Origin of the sequence: Chryseobacterium sp., assembly GCF_008014695.1 — a bacterium.
Taxonomy (GTDB): Bacteria; Bacteroidota; Bacteroidia; order Flavobacteriales; family Weeksellaceae; genus Kaistella.
On record NZ_VOXE01000001.1, the window covers coordinates 859,433 to 879,760 of the forward strand.

At 41.8% G+C, this 20,328-nt stretch carries 21 protein-coding genes; 16 read left to right on the forward strand and 5 right to left on the reverse strand.

Going from position 1 to position 20,328, the window contains the following annotated elements:
• The first annotated feature begins 1 nt into the window (after position 1).
• Positions 2-616, forward strand: a complete 615-nt coding sequence (locus FUA25_RS04090; RefSeq protein WP_147755606.1) for a DUF3575 domain-containing protein — start codon at positions 2-4, stop codon at positions 614-616.
• Positions 616-819: a hypothetical protein gene (locus tag FUA25_RS04095; protein WP_147755607.1), complete on the forward strand. Its 204-nt coding sequence runs from the start codon at positions 616-618 to the stop codon at positions 817-819. The genes FUA25_RS04090 and FUA25_RS04095 overlap by 1 nt, the downstream gene beginning before the upstream one ends.
• Here the strand turns inward: FUA25_RS04095 and FUA25_RS04100 are convergent.
• Complete coding sequence (locus FUA25_RS04100) at positions 816-2,012, reverse strand: exo-beta-N-acetylmuramidase NamZ domain-containing protein (RefSeq protein WP_147755700.1); 1,197 nt, start codon at positions 2,010-2,012, stop codon at positions 816-818. The genes FUA25_RS04095 and FUA25_RS04100 overlap by 4 nt on opposite strands.
• A gap of 4 nt (positions 2,013-2,016) precedes the next feature.
• Here FUA25_RS04100 and FUA25_RS04105 point away from each other — a divergent pair, with 4 nt between their 5' ends.
• Both FUA25_RS04105 and FUA25_RS04110 read left to right on the forward strand, forming a co-directional pair.
• Positions 2,017-3,246: an ABC transporter permease gene (locus FUA25_RS04105; protein WP_147755608.1), complete on the forward strand. Its 1,230-nt coding sequence runs from the start codon at positions 2,017-2,019 to the stop codon at positions 3,244-3,246.
• A 50-nt stretch (positions 3,247-3,296) separates the two neighbouring features.
• Positions 3,297-4,280: a PLP-dependent cysteine synthase family protein gene (locus tag FUA25_RS04110; RefSeq protein ID WP_147755609.1), complete on the forward strand. Its 984-nt coding sequence runs from the start codon at positions 3,297-3,299 to the stop codon at positions 4,278-4,280.
• 53 nt (positions 4,281-4,333) lie between these two features.
• Here FUA25_RS04110 and FUA25_RS04115 read toward each other — a convergent pair whose 3' ends face one another.
• Together FUA25_RS04115 and FUA25_RS04120 are read right to left on the reverse strand one after the other, a co-directional pair.
• Positions 4,334-4,633 (reverse strand): chaperone modulator CbpM, encoded by a 300-nt coding sequence (locus FUA25_RS04115; protein WP_147755610.1) that lies wholly within the window; start codon positions 4,631-4,633, stop codon positions 4,334-4,336.
• Positions 4,630-5,547, reverse strand: coding sequence for a DnaJ C-terminal domain-containing protein (locus tag FUA25_RS04120; protein ID WP_147755611.1), 918 nt, complete (start codon positions 5,545-5,547; stop codon positions 4,630-4,632). Before FUA25_RS04120 ends, FUA25_RS04115 begins: the two co-directional genes overlap by 4 nt.
• Before the next feature lie 104 nt (positions 5,548-5,651).
• Here FUA25_RS04120 and FUA25_RS04125 point away from each other — a divergent pair, with 104 nt between their 5' ends.
• The 7 genes from FUA25_RS04125 (at position 5,652) to FUA25_RS04155 (ending at position 14,272) form a co-directional block, all read left to right on the forward strand.
• Positions 5,652-7,688 (forward strand): TonB-dependent receptor, encoded by a 2,037-nt coding sequence (locus FUA25_RS04125; protein WP_147755612.1) that lies wholly within the window; start codon positions 5,652-5,654, stop codon positions 7,686-7,688.
• 3 nt (positions 7,689-7,691) lie between these two features.
• Complete coding sequence (locus FUA25_RS04130; RefSeq protein ID WP_228411638.1) at positions 7,692-8,336, forward strand: hypothetical protein; 645 nt, start codon at positions 7,692-7,694, stop codon at positions 8,334-8,336.
• A 48-nt stretch (positions 8,337-8,384) separates the two neighbouring features.
• The gene (locus FUA25_RS04135) at positions 8,385-9,614 is read left to right on the forward strand and encodes a dicarboxylate/amino acid:cation symporter (protein ID WP_147755613.1); all 1,230 of its coding nucleotides are present in this window, start codon (positions 8,385-8,387) and stop codon (positions 9,612-9,614) included.
• 85 nt (positions 9,615-9,699) lie between these two features.
• Positions 9,700-11,217: a carbon-nitrogen hydrolase family protein gene (locus FUA25_RS04140; protein WP_147755614.1), complete on the forward strand. Its 1,518-nt coding sequence runs from the start codon at positions 9,700-9,702 to the stop codon at positions 11,215-11,217.
• A gap of 74 nt (positions 11,218-11,291) precedes the next feature.
• Positions 11,292-12,422: a chromate efflux transporter gene (gene chrA, locus FUA25_RS04145; protein WP_147755615.1), complete on the forward strand. Its 1,131-nt coding sequence runs from the start codon at positions 11,292-11,294 to the stop codon at positions 12,420-12,422.
• 247 nt (positions 12,423-12,669) lie between these two features.
• Positions 12,670-13,902 (forward strand): cation:proton antiporter, encoded by a 1,233-nt coding sequence (locus FUA25_RS04150; protein ID WP_147755616.1) that lies wholly within the window; start codon positions 12,670-12,672, stop codon positions 13,900-13,902.
• A 121-nt stretch (positions 13,903-14,023) separates the two neighbouring features.
• Complete coding sequence (locus FUA25_RS04155) at positions 14,024-14,272, forward strand: hypothetical protein (RefSeq protein WP_147755617.1); 249 nt, start codon at positions 14,024-14,026, stop codon at positions 14,270-14,272.
• 110 nt (positions 14,273-14,382) lie between these two features.
• Here the strand turns inward: FUA25_RS04155 and lpdA are convergent, their stop codons facing one another.
• Both lpdA and FUA25_RS04165 read right to left on the reverse strand, forming a co-directional pair.
• Positions 14,383-15,774 carry a dihydrolipoyl dehydrogenase gene (gene lpdA / locus FUA25_RS04160; RefSeq protein WP_147755618.1) on the reverse strand — a complete coding sequence of 464 codons (1,392 nt, stop codon included), beginning with the start codon at positions 15,772-15,774 and terminating at the stop codon, positions 14,383-14,385.
• A gap of 58 nt (positions 15,775-15,832) precedes the next feature.
• The gene (locus tag FUA25_RS04165; protein ID WP_147755619.1) at positions 15,833-16,456 is read right to left on the reverse strand and encodes a DUF305 domain-containing protein; all 624 of its coding nucleotides are present in this window, start codon (positions 16,454-16,456) and stop codon (positions 15,833-15,835) included.
• Between the two features lie 446 nt (positions 16,457-16,902).
• Here FUA25_RS04165 and FUA25_RS04170 point away from each other — a divergent pair, with 446 nt between their 5' ends.
• The 5 genes from FUA25_RS04170 to FUA25_RS04190 all read left to right on the forward strand — a co-directional run bounded on the left by FUA25_RS04170 (position 16,903) and on the right by FUA25_RS04190 (position 20,311).
• Positions 16,903-17,307 (forward strand): hypothetical protein, encoded by a 405-nt coding sequence (locus tag FUA25_RS04170; protein ID WP_147755620.1) that lies wholly within the window; start codon positions 16,903-16,905, stop codon positions 17,305-17,307.
• 5 nt (positions 17,308-17,312) lie between these two features.
• Positions 17,313-17,573 (forward strand): hypothetical protein, encoded by a 261-nt coding sequence (locus tag FUA25_RS04175; protein WP_147755621.1) that lies wholly within the window; start codon positions 17,313-17,315, stop codon positions 17,571-17,573.
• A 146-nt stretch (positions 17,574-17,719) separates the two neighbouring features.
• A complete protein-coding gene (locus FUA25_RS04180; RefSeq protein WP_147755622.1) occupies positions 17,720-18,775 on the forward strand; it encodes a GTP pyrophosphokinase family protein in 1,056 nt (351 codons plus the stop codon).
• Between the two features lie 239 nt (positions 18,776-19,014).
• Entirely contained in the window at positions 19,015-19,515 is a 501-nt protein-coding gene (locus FUA25_RS04185; RefSeq protein ID WP_147755623.1) for a hypothetical protein, read from the forward strand.
• A 265-nt stretch (positions 19,516-19,780) separates the two neighbouring features.
• The gene (locus tag FUA25_RS04190) at positions 19,781-20,311 is read left to right on the forward strand and encodes a hypothetical protein (protein ID WP_147755624.1); all 531 of its coding nucleotides are present in this window, start codon (positions 19,781-19,783) and stop codon (positions 20,309-20,311) included.
• Positions 20,312-20,328: the final 17 nt, after the last annotated feature.

Below are 20,328 nucleotides of genomic sequence, written 5' to 3' on the forward strand. Positions count from 1 at the left end.
TATGCAGAAAAAGAAAGTGCTGACTTTCTTTTTGCTTCTCATGGTATCATTATCATGGGCGCAGAACGAAAATAAGCTTTATGTAAAGGGAAATGCACTGTTTATCCCGCTTGGAATCATCAATGCAGGAGTAGAATACCAGATTGGAACCAAATATACCGTGCAGGGTGATGTTTTTATTTCTCCCTGGAAATCTTTCGACGGAAAGTATGCTCAGGTTTATATGGTGGGTTTCGAACCGAGGTATTATTTCAATGAAGCTTTCAAACATTGGTATGTAGGGGCAAACATCTCAGCAGCAAGGTATATTATTCAGAAATACAACTATTGGAGCAACGACCCGTATCAGTTAACTGTAAACTCTCCTATATACGTGAAATCTGACCTTTATCAGGATGGTTTCTCAATATTGGTTGGGGCAACTGTAGGATACCAGTTCAAACTGAGCGAAAAGCTGAATGCAGACGTTTATCTGGGAGCAGGAGCCAATCAGGGATTCTATAAAGGCTACCATAAAGAACTCGGAATACGTTACGACGAGATAGACCACTGGAACAAAAGCGGAGAATTTATTCCGTACCGCGGAGGCATCATGATTTCTTATCAACTCAAATAATGGACATTAAAAGCAGTAAATACGCAGTAATTGCAGTCATCACTTTTGTCATCCTGTTTCTGATGAATTATCTTGGAAATACGGAAACGGATAAACTAGAACGAGCTTTGATGACCGCTTTAGCCGGAGTAATCGGATTAACAATCGGAATGTGGTTTATTAACCGGAACAAGCACGACGATACCCATCACGATTTCGACTAGTCTTCGTACGTCACATATTTCCTGCGGATATTCTGAAATTCTTCCAGGTCATTTTTCCACGAAGCTTTAATTTCTGATGACGATTTTCCGGCAATGATCTGTTTCCGGAGCTCATCACTTCCTGCCAGTTTATCAAACCACAGATTCTTCAGAAAGAAATCCTGCTGCGGGTTTCTATAATTTTTATAGGCCTTAATGAGCCATTCCAGATTAATTTCTCTTAAATCTCCCGAATAATCCGAAAGGTTTTCGCCGTAACACAATTGTCCGTTCAGAAACGGATCCTTCGCACCCGGTTGTGGTTGTGGTGTGAACTGAAAGGGCAAATTCTTCGTCCAAGGGCTACCGTAAATCTGAAACGGAAGTTTTGTTCCGCGCCCGACTGAAACCTGCGTTCCTTCAAAAAAACACAGACTTGGATAGAGATTAATCGCAGTATCATTGGGTAAATTGGGCGAAGGTTTATCGGAAACGCCGTAACGCTGTTTTTTATGGTAATTCAGCATCGGAATCAGGGTATATTTGGTCTGTACTCCATTCTTCAGCCACTTTTCACCGTTCACCATTTTGCCGTACTCCCCCATTGTTAAACCGTAAACAACAGGGATATTGTGCAAACCAACGAAAGTTTTCCACCGGTCTTTCATCACCGGTCCGTCAATATACCCGTCGTGTGGATTCGGGCGGTCCAGCACTATAATTTCCACGCCGTTTTCAGCCCCGGCCTCCATTACATAACTCAAGGTGGAAATATAGGTGTAAAATCTTACGCCAACATCCTGAATATCAAAAAGAACGACATCAATTCCCTTCAACTGTTCCGGTTTTGGTTTTTTATTGTCGCCGTACAGGGAAACGACGGAAATCCCGGTTTTGGTATCAATGCCGTTTTTCACATGTTCACCGGCATCTGCATCGCCGCGGAAGCCGTGTTCTGGAGCAAAAATTGTTTTTACTTTAATATTGTTCTTCACCAGAAAATCCACGAGAAAGGTTCTGTCTTTCAAAAGTCCGGTCTGATTGGTGACTACCGCGACCGTTTTTCCTTTTAACAGCGGAAGGTAAAGTTCAGGCCGGTCTGCTCCTGTTTTAAAACAGTTTGGGTCGGTATTCTGTCCGTTTAAATCTCCGAATAAACCTAAAAAAATTAGGCAAATAAGAACTAAATATATATTTTTGACACTTAAAATCATTTCCTTGAGTTTTCCCATCTATTTTTCTAAAAAAATTGCGCTTTCCAAAGGTAACAAAAATAATCTTTCACGGGTTATTGTCTTTATCGGAAGGCTCTCTGTAGCACTGGGAATCATTGTTTCACTCATCACCATTTCCACGGGTATCGGCTCTAAAAAAGCCATCAAAGAACGAATGGCCGATTTCAGCGGCCACATCACCGTGAAATCCCAGCAGTCCAATTCTTCCTACAACTCATCGGTACTGCAGAAGGAAGGCCTGGATATTGAAAAGATAAAAAAGCTGGATGATGTTGCGGGGGTTCAGAGCGATGTAACCGTGACGGGAATTTTAAGGAATGAACACAATTTTGCCGGAATTATTTTCAAGGGAATCGGAAAAGATTTCGATCATGCACGTTTTAAGAAATTTTTAATAGCCGGAACCACACCGGTAATTACTGAAAAAGGATATAACAGTGGTATTACCCTTTCGCAGAAAATCGCTTCCGACCTTCATTTAAAGGTGAAAGACAGCATTGTTGCCGTATTTTCCACCGAAAATCAAAAACCGATTTACCGTAATTTTGAGGTCGTAGGAATTTACAAAACCGATATCAAGATGATTGATGACCAGTTTGTGATCGGCGGCATCAACCATGCCAGAAGAATCCTTGACATGGAAAAAAATGACATCGGGGGGCTGGATATTTTTCTGAAAAACGTGAATCATATCGACAAAGATGCTCCGGAGATTGAAAAATTGGTCGGCTATAAAAACTATATCGAAAAAGCAACCGAAAAGTATCCGCAAATCAACGACTGGATCGGAATTTTCGACACGAATATCACGCTCATCATCACGATTATGCTCATTGTTGTAGTCATCAACATCGTTATGGTTCTGCTCATTCTGATAATTGAGAGGACGAATTCCATCGGTCTGCTCAAAACCCTGGGTGCAACGAACAGACAGATCCGAGCCATCTTCATCAACTATACGCTTATGATTATGATTCCGGGGCTTCTGATCGGAAACGTGATCGGTCTGGGACTTTTGAGTCTCCAGAAATTTTTCGGCATCATCCAGCTCAATCCCGAAAACTATTATGTGAGCACGGTTCCGGTGGATCTGAACCCGCTTTATCCCATTTTGATTTCAGTAGGAATTCTGCTGATTTCCGCAGCCGCACTTATCCTGCCGAGTTACCTCATCAGCAAAATTTCACCCGTGAAGGCCATCCAGTATAAATGATAATCGGTAACTTTGCCACTTCAAAAATCCATTAATTTTACAAGAATACTATGAAATACGCTCAGAATATCCTCGAAACCATCGGTAATACGCCTTTGGTGAAATTAAATAAAGTCCTTGGAGAAGATTTTCCTGCTTTGGTTTTGGCGAAAGTGGAAACTTTCAATCCGGGAAATTCCGTAAAAGACAGAATGGCGGTGAAGATGGTGGAAGATGCCGAAAAAGACGGACGTCTGAAACCGGGAGGAACCATTATTGAAGGGACTTCCGGCAACACCGGAATGGGCCTTGCCCTCGCTGCTATTGTGAAAGGTTATAAATGTATATTCGTGACCAATGCAAAACAGTCCAAAGAAAAATGTGACATTTTAAGAGCCGTTGGCGCCGAGGTAATCGTTTGTCCAACCGACGTTACGCCTACGGATCCGCGTTCTTATTATTCCGTTTCCCGAAGGGTGGCTGAAGAAACCGAAAACGGCTGGTATGTAAACCAGTACGACAATCTGTCAAACCGCGAAACGCATTATGAACAGACTGCACCGGAAATCTGGGAACAGACCGAAGGGAAACTCACCCATTTTATGGCCGGCGCAGGGACCGGAGGAACGGTAACCGGTTGCGGCAGATTTTTTAAAGAAAGAAATCCGGACATCCAGATCATTGGAGTGGATACTTATGGTTCAATCTTAAAGGAATACCATGAAACCGGAGAAATCCATCCGGAACATGCTTACAGCTACGTTACTGAAGGAATCGGTGAGGACATCATCCCGGAAAATTTCGATATGAGCGTTATCGACCATTTCGAAAAAGTGACGGATAAAGACGGCGCCATTTATGCCCGTAAACTCGCCAAAGAAGAAGGAATTTTCTGCGGTTATTCAGCCGGAAGTGCGATTTCAGCGCTGAAGCAGATGCAGGATCAGTTCACGAAGGATGATATTATTGTGGTACTCCTTCACGATCACGGTTCCCGTTACGTCGCCAAAATCTACAATGATGAGTGGATGCAGCAGATGGGCTGGCTCGATTAAATTTACGACAGATTAATAAACCCTCGGTTTTTGCCGGGGGTTTTCTTTTGGAATTAGGGAATGTCTTCCCAGTTTTCAGCAAAACTTCCTTTCAGCATCCGGCGGTTATCAGCGCGGAGTTGCTCGAGTTGCGAAAGAAGACGGTGAATGATTTCCAGACCGGGAAGGTTTACTTCCAGGTCGTAATGCCAGTTGACAAAACGTTCGAAAGCAGGCAATTCATCATAGAAAAGGTATTTCACCTCTCCTTCCTTTTCCGTTTTCAGCAGGCCCGATTCTTCAAGCTCATCGAAAAAGGTGATTTCGATATTGTAGATCTTTACGAGTTCTTCGCGGGATATTCTGTCGCTCATTTCTGTAAATCTTTTAACTGTTGGAATAATTCTTTTTCTTTCGCCGTCAGGTGGGTAGGGAGCTTAATGCGGTAGGTCACAAAAAGATCGCCGAATTCCCCCTCTTTTTTGTACACCGGAAAACCTTTGCCTTTAAGTCTCACTTTCGTTCCGTTCTGCGTTTCGGGATTTACCTTCAGCTTCACGTCGCCGCTGAGTGTTTTAATGCTGACCTCACCTCCAAGCAAAGCCGTATAAAGATCAATGTCCACTTCTGCGCTTAAATCATCGCCATTTCTTTTAAAGTGTTTATCCTCGAGAATATTGAAGGTGATGTAGAGGTCACCGTTCGGTCCGCCGTTATGACCGGGATTTCCGTGGCCTTTCAGTTTGATTTTCTGTCCATCGGCAACACCTGCCGGAATGGTGATGCGGACCTTTTTACCGTTGATGTCAAAAGTCTGCTGATGGGTAGCTGCCGCATCGCGGAGATGCAGGTTCAGTTCTGCAGAAACGTCCTGCCCTTTGAATTTTCCCGAGGCGCTGCCGCGCGAATTTCCTGCAAAACCGCGTCCGCCGCCGAACATGCTCTGGAAGAAATCTGAGAAATCCTCACCCTCTCCAAAATCCTCTTCTGAAAATCCGCCGCCGTAATGTTGTCGCTGCTGACTCTGTCTTTGGCTGTGCTGGGCTTTTTCGTATTCCTCACCATGTTTCCAGTGTTCACCGTACTTATCATACTTGGTACGGTTTTCAGGGTTGCTGAGCACTTCGTTGGCTTCGTTGATTTCCTTGAATTTCCGCTCGGCTTCTTTGTCTCCCGGATTCACATCCGGATGATATTTCCGCGCCAGTTTGCGGTAGGCTTTTTTGATATCTTCCGGTGATGCCTTCTGGTCAATTCCCAGAATCCTGTAATAATCGATATAAGCCATAAAGAAAATGATTTAATCAAATGTAGAAAAATTTTGAGAGACTGTCGTTTAAATTCTGTGAAAACTTCCGCTGGAATGTTCTATTTTAGCCCGTATTTTACAGGATGAATGTCAGATTATTTTCTTTTTTTTCTTTAATCTCCTGCTTTTTCCTGAGCGCGCAGGTAAAAGATTCTGCATCTTTAATTTCTGAGGTCAGCATCGATGCTTACCGCAAGCCTGCACAATTCATCACCTCAACAAAATCGGTCTCAGTGGCCGGTTCAGATTTTCTTGAACAGAACGCATCCGACAGGTTGCTTGAATCCTTTAATCTTTTGCCCGGAAGCAAAATGGAAGAGCGCTCACCCGGAAGTTACAGGCTTTCGGTTCGCGGCAGCACCCTTCGTTCCCCTTTCGGCGTCCGGAATGTGAAAGTGTATCTGGATGATTTTACCCTTACAGATGCGACAGGAAATACCTACCTGAATATCATTGATCCGGAAATCATCAGCCAGATGGAAATCTATAAAGGTCCCGAAGGCGGCGATTTCGGTGCTGCAACAGGCGGCACGGCTTTGCTTAAAACCAATAGCAGGGAAATCAAAAGTTTCGGTTTGTCGGGAGGAAGCTATCAACATTTCAAAGGAAAATTTCATTATGCGCAGAATCTGAACAACCATTTTTTTCAGGCTTACAGCAGTTACGAAACCACGGATTCTTACCGAACTCAGGCTGCTTTGGAAAGGAAGTTTATTTTTCTGAATGACCGTTTTACTTATTCTGAAAAAAGCCAGATGCAGATGATGCTTCTGTTCACAGATCTGCATTATGAAACGCCGGGTGGACTTACTTTTGAACAGATGAAGGCCGATCCGCGCCAGGCAAGACCCGGAACCAAAACTTCTCCTGGTGCCGAAGAACAAAGAGCAGGAATTTATAACAAAACAGTATTTACAGGGCTGTCGAATTTTTTCAGCTTTGATGAAGATTTCAGCCATTTCATTGCAGTCCAGGGAAGCTATACCGATTTCAGAAATCCCTTTATTACCAATTACGAGAAGCGGTATGAAAACAATTTTGCAGTCCGTACTCATTTGAATTTTGAAAAAACCTTTGAAAAGTCTTTCTATCAGACCAGACTCGGTTTTGAAGGCGCTTTATCGAAAGGAATCATCAGAAATTTCGACAATAATTCAGGAAGACCAGCAGATCCGCAGAACTTCGATGACATCAGCACGAAAAGCGGGTTTATCTTCCTCTCCCAAAAAGCAGAATACGGAAACCGCCTCTTCATCGACATTTCCGGAAGTTTAAATATGATGAATTACCACTGGGAAAGCATTTTGCCGAATCCGGAGGTAGGAGCCCGAAAATTCAGAAATGATTTTCTGCCCGGTTTGGGCATCTCTTACCTTTTAGGAAAAGGATTTACCGTGCGTGGGAAACTCAGTAAAGGAAATTCTGCTCCAACAACGGAGGAAATCCGTTCTTCGGCGCAGGAGATCAATACCGGTCTGAATCCGGAATACGGCTGGAACACCGAATTCGGACTGAGAAAACAGTGGGGCAGTTTGCTCTTTACAGAAGTCAGCCTTTTCGATTTCCAACTCAAAAATGCGATTGTAAGAAGGGAAAATATAAGCGGAGAGGAATATTTCGTCAACGCCGGCGAAACCGTGCAGCGTGGAATTGAATTTATTGTGGAAAGCCGGAAAGTGAACCTCAACTCCCCTGTCTTCAACAGTGTAAAACTCTATTTTGCAGGAAATCTCTATGATTTCCAATTTAAAGATTACGTAAAAGGCGGCGCGGACTTTTCCGGTAACAGGCTTACCGGTGTGCCTTCCGTTTCGCTCCAAAGTCTGGTCAATCTGGAGTTTTTCAATAAACTTCAGGTTGATCTTACTGATTTTTACAGTTCCTCAACGCCGCTGAATGATTCCAATACCGTTACCGACAAACCGTCATTCATTGGAAATGTTTCTTTCAGTTATCCTGTAAAATTCTTTAGGTTTGATGCTGATTTCAAACTCAGCGTCCAGAATCTATACGATACCTCCTACAGTCTGGGTTACGACATCAATGCGTTTGGAAACCGTTTTTACAATCCGGCCGCAAAGAGAAATTTCATACTGGGAATAGATGTTCACCTAAAATAAATTATGATGAAAAACATTATTTACGTACTCATGGCAATTTGTTTATCCGCCTGCGCCAAAGAAAAAAGCAAAACATCTGGAGTGCAGAAAGAAGGCGTTATCGTAAGTAAAACTGATACAGCGCTTGTTGCGGTAACACCAAAGCTGAGTAAAGAGGAAACGCTGGAAAAGCTGAGCCGTGAAATTATTCAGTCTTTAAAAGCAAAAGATTATGAGCAGTTTTCCGCTTTCATTCATCCGGTAAAAGGCGTCCGATTTTCGATGTACGCGTATGTGAGACCGGAAAAAGACAAACATTTTTCCCGTGAAGATTTTGTAAGATACATTTCGACCCGAACAAAATTCACATGGGGAGAAAAAGACGGCAGCGGAGACATTCTGGTACTTCCTCTGAAAGATTATCTCGAAACATGGGTGTTCAAAAGGGATTTTACACAATCGGAATATCACCTCAATACCTTTAAAGGAACCGGCAACTCTCTCAACAATTTAAAGGAAATATACCCTGAAGCCGATTTCACCGAAAACTATATTGCTGGGTCGCAGAAATACAGCGACATGGACTGGAAAGCGCTCCGTCTCGTTTTTGAGGAATATGAAGGGAAATATTACCTCATCGCCATCGTAAACGACCAATGGACGGTTTAAATAACCGGTGAAAATCTTTTACCTGTATCTTTGCCAAAATCTGCAATCATGAAGGAAGTCTTAAAAAACTACTCGGGCATCATTCTCCTCCTCACCGGAATCATCGTAGGAAGCATTATCGGCATCTTTTTTCCGCAGGTGGTCACCTATCTGAAACCGTTGGGCGATATTTTCCTGAACCTTCTTTTTGTGAGTGTAGTTCCGCTCGTGTTTTTTGCGGTATCAAACTCCATCGCGTCGCTGGAACAGCAGTCGAAATTCGGGAAAATCATTTTCTCCATGATTCTCACTTTTCTGCTCTTCATCATTATTGCAGCACTGTTTACGATCGCGGCGGTCTGGTTCTTCCCTACTGAAGCACTGCCTTCAACTCCTGAAGAAATCCCGCAAACAGGCGCTGAGGATTCGTGGGGTGACCGTATTGTAAGCTTTTTCACCGTCGGCGAATTCACAGAACTCTTCTCCCGGAAAAACATGCTGGCTTTGCTTATTTTCGCTTTCCTAACCGGAATCGCGGCGCGAAAAACCGGCGAAGCCGGAAAACATTTCACGTTATTTCTCACTTCGGGATATGAAGTGATGAAGGAACTTCTTCTTATCGTAATGAAAGCAGCCCCTATCGGTTTAGGTGCCTATTTTGCGTATCAGGTTGCCACAGTGGGTCCTCAGCTTTTTGGGTTTTATGCAAAACCACTCGGACTCTATTACGCGGCAGGAACCGTCTATTTCTTTGTGTTTTTTACGCTGTATGCGTTTATGGCAAAAGGGAAAGACGGCATCAGAAAATTCTGGAAAAACAATATCTATCCGAGTCTTACCGCAATTTCCACCTGTTCCAGTTTCGCCACGATGCCCGCAAACCTTCAGGCAGCGGCAAAAATCGGTTTACCGGATGCGATTGCCAATATTGTGATCCCGATTGGAAGTACGCTGCACAAAAACGGCTCTTCCATGTCGTCGATTATTAAAATTTATGTCGCATTTTTGATTATCGGACGGGATTTTTTTGATCCGATGAACCTGCTGCTGGCTATAGGAATCACCGTTTTCGTGAGTATTGTTGCGGGTGGCATCCCGAACGGCGGTTATATCGGAGAAATGCTCATGATTTCGGTGTATCAGCTTCCGGTAGAAGCCATTCCGGCGGTCATGATCATCGGGACTTTGGTCGATCCTCTGGCAACTGTTTTAAATGCGACTGGTGATACAGTGGCGGCGATGTTTGTGACAAAGATCTCCGGTGAGGAGTTTGATGAACCGAAGGAATTTGCAGAATAATCAATCTTTGAGGAGTTGATGGAATTCAGCATTTGCTTCTTATCTTTGCAAAAATTAAATATTACTAAACGAAATATACAAACAGATGCAGATTGATATCCGAAAACTGGCCATAGAAGATTACGAAGAACTGAAGGAGACGATGCATAAAGCATATCCCACAATGTCTGAAAGCATCTGGTCCAAAAAAAGCATCCAGAAACTGCTGCGTATTTTCCCTGCGGGGCAGACCTGCATTACGGTAGACGGTAAAATTGCGGCTGTTTCGCTCGCGATCATCGTTCAGTACAAATTATACGGTGACGAGCATACCTACAAAGAAATTACAGGAAATTACACTTTCAACACGCATTCCGATACGGGCGATGTCCTTTACGGAATTGAGGTTTTTGTAGATCCCGAATACCGAAAACTCCGTCTTGCCAGAAGACTTTACGACGTAAGAAAAGAACTTTGCGAAACGCTGAACCTGAAATCCATTATGGTGGGCGGCAGAATTCCGAATTATCACCTCCACAGCGCGGAACTTTCGCCGGGAGAATATATCCAGAAGGTAAGAAACAAGGAAATTTACGATTCTGTACTGAGTTTCCAGCTGGCGAACAGCTTTCTGCCGGTACGGATCCTTAAAAATTATCTGCCGGAAGATTTGCACTCCGAAGAGAATGCCGTACTGCTTCAGTGGAATAATATCTATTACAGCAAAAAACCCAATACGATGCAGGATTCTGTCATTCGTCTGGGATTGGTTCAGTGGCAGATGCGGCATTTTAAAAACATCGGGGCATTTTACGAACAGGTGGAATTCTTTGTGAATGTAATGGCTGACTACAAATCAGATTTCATCATGTTTCCCGAACTGTTCAATACGCCTTTACTCGCTCCTTTCAACCATCTTTCTGAAAGGGAGAGTATGTTTAAACTGGCCGAGCTCACTGAAGAAATCAAAAACAAACTCTCGGAATTTGCCATCAGCTACAACATCAACATCATCGCCGGAAGCATGCCGATTGTAGAAAACGGCGAACTGTATAACATCAGTTACCTGCTCCACCGCGACGGTAAGATTGATGAACACCGCAAAATCCACATTACGCCGAACGAGAGAAAGTATTACGGAATGAAAGGCGGAAATGAGATTAAAGTGATTGATACCGACTGTGGAAAAGTAGGACTTGTCATCTGTTATGATGTTGAATTCCCGGAACTTCCGCGGATTTTAGCCGATCAGGGAATGAAGATTCTGTTCGTCCCTTATTTGACAGATACCCAAAATGCCTATACGCGCGTCCGCCACTGTGCTGCGGCAAGAGCGATTGAAAACGAATGTTATGTGGCGATTGCAGGTTGTGTAGGAAATTTACCGGGTGTGAACAACATGGACATTCAGTTTGGTCAGGCGGCGGTTTTCACCCCTTCTGATTTTGCATTTCCTTCCAATGCCATTAAAGGGGAAGCCACAGCCAATACCGAAACCACTTTAATTGTGGATGTTGACCTCAATCTGCTCAAGGAACTGCACCATTACGGCGCCGTTCGCACCATGAGCGACCGCAGGAAAGACCTCTACGATACCGTGAATTTCAACAGTGAGGCGGAATAACGGTTAGTTAAGTTCGATATACTGTATCATTTCAAGCCTTTCAGACATTGTAAAAAAGGAGAATTCTGACAAAAATGGAGCATAAGGCAGGGTTAAAAGACATCGCCGGGCTTTTTCTGAAACTCGGCATCATCGGTTTCGGCGGGCCTGCTGCTCATATTGCCATGTTGCGCGAAGAGGTGGTGCAGAAACGGCAGTGGATCACCGAACAGCATTTTCTGGATCTGATGGGCGCTACGAATTTAATTCCCGGTCCCAACAGTACCGAAATGGCCATCCATATTGGTCACGAAAAAGGTGGCTGGAAAGGTTTGATCATTGCAGGTTTGTGTTTTATTCTCCCTGCCGTTTTCATCACAGGTATTTTTGCTTATCTCTACAAGCAGTTTGGCCAGGTTCCTGAAGTGCAGCCATTTTTGTACGGTATCAAACCCGCCATTATCGCCATCATTCTCGGTGCGGTTTTTCCGCTGGCAAAAAAATCCTTGAAGTCCACAGAACTGATCCTCATCGGAATGCTTGTTTTGGTCGGTTCTTTACTGAAGATCAACGAAATCTGGCTGATGTTTGGAGCGGGTTTTTTTGCGTTGCTTTTGGCTTATACTCGGAACAGTAAGCATAACAGCCTTAACAGTTTTCTTCCATTATCGCTGCTGCAGATCACCAACACTACCCTGCTTTCCGCCACGAACGCCAACCTGTTCTGGATTTTCCTAAAGATTGGTTCCATTCTTTACGGAAGCGGCTATGTTCTGTTTGCATTTCTCGACACTGAATTGGTATCAAGAGGAATTTTAACACGTCAACAACTCATCGATGCCATCGCAGTCGGACAGTTCACGCCGGGACCCGTTTTTTCTTCGGTCACTTTTATCGGTTATCAGATCAACGGTTTTGCAGGAGCAGCCGTCTCCACAGTCGCTATATTTCTGCCATCATTTGTATTTGTGGCGCTGCTCAACCCTCTCGTCAAGAAAATGCGCAGTTCAAAACTGTTCTCTGCTTTTCTGGATGCCGTAAATGTGGCCTCTGTTGCCATCATCGCAGCAGTATGTTATGAAATGGGGAAAGAAACGATTACCGATTGGCGCACTGTTCTGATTGCCGTTTTAAGTATTGCCGTCGCATTTGGATACCGGAAACTCAACAGCGCTTTTGTAGTTTTAGGGGGTTCCGTCATCGGTTATTTATTGTCGCTTTTGTAATAAATTATATAGAAGGATTATTGGCTGATACTTTGAACTGCTTAAAGTTAATCAGCATTTTAAATAAAGAACATGATTTCGGCGGACTCATCGTCACCAAAATTCGCTTCCCATAAGCCCTCATCTTATAAATTGTACAAAAAGCAAAGGAGATGAGAGAACCGCACGGTTTTTGTTAGGGAGAGAGGAATTACAATTCGGCGTCCAGTGAAGGGTGCTTCACTTATCCATTCAATCTACCCTTACGATGAAAGAATTACTTGTTCACGATGCTTACAATTATTACCTGCTCGCTGCCGGAGTCATTACTTTGCTGGCTGCAGTCATTCCCAACGTGTTCCGAAAAAAACAGATAACACCCCCTATTCTGTATCTGATCATCGGGATTCTTATTGCTTTAACAGGAAGAGCATACACCGATTTCGATATTATGCAGCATTCCGACATTATCCGGCGCGTCTCGGAGTTTGTTGTTCTCGTGGCACTCACCAATGCAGGATTGAAGATCAAAGAACCATTCGCTTGGCGAACCTGGAAATATTCCCTGAGACTTCTGCTCATCACCATGCCGCTTACAATTGTGGGCGCTGCCTATGCAGGTTGGTGGCTTCTCGGTCTTGCTCCGGCGGCGGCCGTTCTTTTTGGTGCGCTTATTTCCCCAACCGATCCCGTACTTGCCTCAGATCTTCAAACCAGCCGGCCCAGCAAAAAAGATTTTTCCAAAATCCGCCTCGGACTCACTTCAGAAGCCGGAATGAATGACGGACTGGCTTTTCCGTTCACGTACTTTGCGATTTTTCTCGCAGCCAAAGGTCTTGATTATACCCAATGGATTGGCGAATGGTTCTATATGGAAGTCCTGTACAAAATTGCAGCCGGCAGCGTTGTCGGGTTTGTGGTAGGTTGGGCGCTCTACAAACTGATTTTTAAAGTCACCGCAGAAAGTCACCATTCCGTCATCAGCCGTGGAATCCTGTCCCTCGCTCTGACACTTCTGCCATACGGACTCACGGAAATTCTGGGCGGTTACGGTTTTATTGCCGTTTTCGTGGCAGCCTGTGCTTTCAGCAACAGCGAACGGAAAGCGAAACACATGGACAAGCTTCATGATTTTACCGAGGAAATAGAAAGGATTTTTGTCACTTTTCTCTTCATCATTATTGGGATCTATGTGTGTGCGACCATTGATGAGTTGTGGAATTTGAACACCATTCTTACCGCGTTGGCTGTACTGTTGGTGATCAGGCCAATAAGTGGCTGGCTTGCCCTGCAGGGAACCGACCTTTCGCCATTTGAGAAATTTGCGCTCTCTTTCTATGGGATTCGCGGCGTTGGTTCTATTTTCTACCTGATGTATGCTTTTGCGCAGACCGATTTTCCCAATTCCACGGAACTGATTCAGGTGACTGCGATGGTGATTGTACTATCGGTGCTGATTCACGGCCTTTCAGCTGCGGCCATCCAGAAGAAGCTGGATTAACTGACTTTTATTTAAGAACAGCTGATATTGTTAAATCTTTGTTCGCGCTAAATTAAATTTCTATATTTGATAAAGCCCCAAAGACCGAAGACTGCTTGTGCTAACCCAAACCTTAAGACCTGTGAATACAGCAAAAGAAAAATCCACCGATGCCAAGTCTGTGATTCTCACTTTCTTAATTATCGCCTTTGGGACGATTGTTTTTATAGTGAACGGACTTTATTTGAAACTCCTCTTCCTGGCGCTGTCGCTGGGTATTTTTATCTACAGCAACATTACTTCGAAACAGTCCAAGGTATTTACGTACTTTATTATTCTGCTTATTCTCGCTGCATCTGTATTTTTAATAATAGATCATTTAGAAAGATAGAGATTACAGAGTTAAAATAAGAAGACCTTACCCACAAAAAACTGCCCCTAAAAAGTGACTAACTCTTTCGGGGCAGTTTGAACGTAAGATTCGTATCGATAAGTTGAGTTCTAAATATGAATCACTTCACCGTAAGCAGCAGCAGCAGCTTCCATAATCGCTTCGGAAACCGTCGGGTGCGGGTGAATGGATTTGATGATCTCGTGGCCGGTTGTCTCCAATTTTCTCGCCACAACCGCTTCTGCGATCATATCCGTAACACCTTCGCCCACCATATGACAGCCGAGCCATTCGCCGTATTTGGCATCGAAAATTACTTTCACAAAACCGTCGGTATTACCATTCGCCGTTGCTTTTCCGCTCGCGGAAAGCGGAAATTTCCCTACCTTGATCTCGTAGCCTTTTTCTTTTGCCTGCTTTTCGGTTAAACCTACAGAAGCAACCTCCGGATGACAGTAGGTACATCCCGGAATATTTCCGTAATCGATTTTCTCGACATGAAGTCCTTTTATTTTCTCCACACAGGTAATTCCTTCTGCTGAAGCAACGTGTGCCAAAGCCTGGGTCGGTAAAATATCGCCGATCGCGTAATAGCCCGGAACCGAAGTTTCGTACCATTCGTTCACCAGTACTCTTCCTTTATCCGTCTGAATGCCGACTTCTTCAAAACCCTGCCCTTCGATATTGGCAGCAATTCCCACTGCGGAAAGCAGGATATCCGCTTCGAGGGTGATGTTTCCGGTCGCTGTCTTCACAGAAGCTTTTACGCCTGCTCCGGAAGTATCGACCGATTCCACAGAAGCGTTGGTCATGATTTCGATTCCGGATTTCTTTAGGGATTTCTCAAGGTGTTTTGAAACCTCTTCGTCTTCTACCGGAACGATGTTTGGCATGAATTCCACGACAGTCACCTTGGTTCCCATGGAATTGTAGAAATCTGCGAACTCAACGCCGATGGCGCCTGAACCCACTACGATCATGGATTTTGGCAGTTCCGGAAGCGCGAGCGCCTGGCGGTATCCGATCACTTTTACACCGTCCTGAGGAAGGTTAGGCAATTCTCTGGATCTCGCACCTGTCGCGATGATGATGTGTTCTGCTGAATATTCGGTGTTTTTTCCGTCCTTATCGGTTACGGAAACCTTTTTGCCTTTCTGGATTTTGGCTGTTCCCATGATCACATCGATCTTGTTTTTCTTCATGAGGAAGGAAATCCCGCCGCTCATTTTGGTGGCCACCCCTCTACTTCTCTGAATGACTTTCGTGAAATCGAAGCCCGGATTTTCGATCCTGTTCAGGCCGTAATCTTCGGTATGTTTTAAATAATTGAATACGTGCGCAGACTTCAGCAACGCTTTGGTCGGGATACAGCCCCAGTTCAGGCAGATGCCGCCCAGATTTTCCTTTTCGATGATGGCGGTTTTGAAACCTAACTGAGCGGCTCTGATGGCCGTTACATATCCACCGGGACCACTTCCGATGACAATAATATCGTAGTTCATGTGTTAAAAAATTTAAGGCGAATTTACGGAAAAAATCCGAACGGTATAAGTACAGCCGTCAGAGATTCTCATTTCGGGCAAGCCAGTCTTTCAGGGACTCGATTTCGGCAGTCTGGGTTTTGACAATTGCACTGCAGAGTTTCAGCAGCTCCTGTTCTTTGCCGTATTCCAGGTAGACTTTGGCCATGTCGACCGCGCTCTGATGGTGGGGAATCATCTGCTGGGCATAATCCCGATCGATATCGTTGTGAACGGGAATGTTTTTATCCATCATTGCGGACATCGAACGGTTAAGGTCCTGCTGAAAGGCCTTATGATCAGCGGAGGTTTCCTTCCGGTCTGCAAACTTTTTCATCAACCCGATCTCGGCGTTCTGCGCATCAATAACTTTCTTTGCAAAGGTTCTGAGTTCCTTATCTTTTCCTTGTTCCAGAAGCAGTTCCGACATTTCCATGGCGCCTTTGTGATGTTCGATCATCATTTTTGAGAAATCTGCATCGGTATTTCCGGTGGGGGTTGCGCGGTGCATTTCGTCCATCATGTTGGCCATAAGGGCGACCATTTCGTTTTTGGTTTCGGTTTCATGGTGTTGTTGGGGCGGATTTCCGGATGTTTTAGGCTCCGTTTTGTTACAGGAAGCAGCCACCAATGCGATTGAAGCGGCGAGCAAAAGGTTTTTCATAAGGCTGGAATTTAAAGGATGAGGAGCAAAAAGCGGGCTAAGATTTTAAGTGGTGCAGGATCAGAAGTGTAAAAAATGACATTCTGACATTTATTTCACCACTGCGGATCTCGTATCGTTTCCGTATGGTTCCCGTATGGTTTCCGTATCAAAACTGTGTTTTTCATTCTGGCTTTTTTCTGTCAGATTGTCATGATTGGCAATGGTATTTCCCGGGAGTTTTGCAGCAACCTATTCAAGCTTGGAATTTCATGTGGAGGAGTCTGCTGCTAATAAAAAACCAGTACAATGACTTATTAAATATAAATGATATATTAGTGCAAGTAAATAGGTCTGACTTTTATCAGACCTATCCCTACAAAAACAGGGGATAGGACTGACAGGAGGAGGCATATATACTAGTTGTGTGCAATTTTCAGAACTTAACAATAACTAAAACCTAAATTATGACAGCAGAAGAACTAAAAGTTAAAACAAAAGATGAAATAATGGACTTTATCCGAAAAAGATTGAGTTTCGATGAAGGTACTGCAGGCTCAATCAGACAGTCGGAAACTGAACGTAAACAACATAAAAGATTTGATATGTCTGGTTACGAATCAAAGACTGGTCAATGTACTGTTTGGAATGCATCTGTATTAAATGAATTTGCTGATTTAGGGATATACGATTATACATCTTATCTATTTTTAGATTTCTATAAAGGTAACCCAAGACTTTACTTAAAATACTTTAATGAAAATGAGAATTTAGAATTTGACGAATGGGGCGGATATGGAACAACAGAAATAATTTATAAGATTTTTGAATTAACCATTTTTTCTAATAAGGGAAAACGTAGAAGAATTTAAAAGTTATGAAAGAAAATGATAGGTTTAATATATATAATTTAGATGCACATCGTATTTCCTATGGCAGTATGACTGAACCCGAAAGATTTACCTTATATGGTAGCAATGGAAATTATATAGCGTATGGAATTTTTAATGGTCCAGAAAATTTCTCAGTTTACAATTTAAAAGGGGAAAGAATATCTTATGGAATTATGAACGGAAGAACAGATTTTAACATTTATGATTTAGACGGAGAACGCACCTCATATGGAATTCTAGAATAAAAAACTGCACACAACAGCCGTTTGGCGTAATGGCTGGTTTAGTTTTTCTTAGCCGGAAATTACTAAGTTGAAATTTTGCTTATCTTAGAACAAATTATTAAAAAAGCCGCAACTGACGCCAAGTGGCGGAACGTTAGCCAAATTTTATGAAAGCACAAATAATAAGAGATTTTCACGAAAATAATTCAATTTACAATTTATTCTGTGATAGATTAAAAAATCTGATTACCGATTTATTACGTCAAGACGGGATAATCATACACAATCTTAATAGTAGAGTAAAAGATATACAAAGTCTATCGAAGAAAATTGATAAAAAAGTTGGTAAGTATAATACGTTAACTGACATTACTGATTTAGTAGGCATAAGAATTATTTCACATCTTGAAAGTGAAGTAAATTTAATTGAAAAATTAGTAAGAAAAGAATTTAAAATTGATGAAATAAATTCAATTGATAAAAGAGAATTAAATAATGACCAATTTGGATACCGTTCTTTGCATTTAGTTATCTCATTGAATGATGAAAGAGCGAATTTAACAGAATATTCTAAATACAAAGATTTAAAATGTGAGATACAAATTAGATCAATTTTACAGCATGCTTGGGCTGAAATAGAGCATGATTTAGGATATAAAGGTAAAACTCAAATCCCAGACCAGTATAAAAGAAATTTCAATAGATTATCAGCATTACTTGAAACAGCAGATAAAGAATTTGACAGATTAAAACAAGAATTGTCAATTTACGAAGAAGAAGTTTCAGAATTAATTTTATCAGAACCTCAAAATGTAAGTATTGATAAAACTAGCTTAAGAAAATTTAATGCAGAAAATGAAATTTTAATTGAGGCAAGAAATTTTCTTGAAAATAAATTAGGTTGGAAATACATTAATTATATTGATAACTTAGAAGAAATTATTGAAAGATTCGCATACTTTAAAATGAAAACAATTAAAGATATTAGTGATTCTTTGATTGAGAATAAAGATTTATTTTTCAAATTTTTGGATGTTTTTACAGAGGGATTTAAATATGACGAAATTTCAACTGAAATTGTAATTTATTATTTCCAACATTTTTTAGCGGCCAAATCAGAAAATGTAGATTATGTAACAGGTTATCTAAATTTTGAGTATAAAATTGGTGGAGAATCTAAAGAATTTATCGAAACATTCCAAAAAGCCAAAAACTTCAACTAACATGGGTAAGCGTTGCATAACCCTAATTTTCCGGCGTTAGGTTTAAACCCTATAGAAAACAACCTCTTTTAAGCGATTTAAGAGAGGTTTTTGTTTTTGACGATTTATGGCCACACGATGCAATCGTGCGGCAGCAGGGTTAGTTTTCATCATAATTTCTATCTTAGCAGATAGTACGCTGCTCCCCTCCTGGCAACTAACGCAAAACCGAGAAACGTTATACAAAAGCCTTACAGAAGATGAAATTAAAAGAATTGGCAGATAAAGAGATTGAATTGCACTCAAAAGTAACTTTATTGGAAGGGACAATTGAATACAAGGAGCATTTTGTCTTGAATTCTGGAATACCAGAACAGTATAAACGGATTCATGCTCAATATTCCCAACTTGCCCATTCAGAAAATGAAGCGTTAAAACGAGGATTATTTATTCAGTGGTATTCTCTTGCAGAACCATTGTGGTTAAGCGGTATTTCTGAATTGAGTAAAGATTCCGAACAAAAGATAATCTCCATCTTAAACGATAAAATTCTTGCTGGTAAAGTTGATAATGAATTAAAATGGATGCTTGAGTACTATTTGGACTGGGATTGGGTGTTCAAAAAATATGAAGGATTACCTGGTATTGATAAAGCCATTCGTGAAAGAAAAAATGAAATGCCAGATCATATTAATTCCGAAGAAATGAATCAAAGAGGACAAATGGGAATATATTGGAATTCAATTTCAATATGGGAATAAAATAAAAGGCTACAGCAGTGCTGTAGATTACGCGAACGAACAAGGACTTCAGGATGACATCTTGGTTTTCCGGATATTTGATTTTTGGTGTGTTTCGATTTTAGTATGGCCACACGTGCGGAAGCGGAGGAAAGTTTATTTACGATATAAAGAAAAAAAGATATCTTAGTGACAGAAATAAATCTTACAAAAAGCAAACAAATTCCTACCAAATGGGCGGTAGTTGTTTGAGGATAAGACCTATATACAAGTTAGCCGTAATTCTATGATTGAAGCACTTGAGAGAATATATTCATTTTTTAGATTCCCTTTTCCTTTTTGTTTTGGAGTAGCATTTATTGGTATTGTTTTGCTTTTATCTTCCAACGTTTTAAAGAGTTTGAAAATAAATTCAAAAAAAATTCAAATTATAGGCTTCATTTTAATTGGTCAGTTATTTATTGTTGGGTTAATTTTAGTTTTATTACAATCTATAATTCTAAATGAGATTAGAAATGAATTTATTAGAATTTTAGAAAGCCCAAAAACTCAAATTGTACAAACTGACAAAAACTTTGGAATTTTTACATCTGATGAATTAAAGGTTGAACTAATAAAAATTAAAGAATATTCCCCACATCATTCAGGAACATCGAATGAAATGAAACTCAAACTTGTTAATCCAGACAACAATTTTAATATAAAAGTATTTCGTGATTCTCAAAACCCAAATGAATATTGGATCTTCACTGACAAATATTGGTTTGGAAGTAAAGATGAAGAAATTGGAAGAATTACAACAAACAAATTCAAGTAAAACTACAGGTAATAACT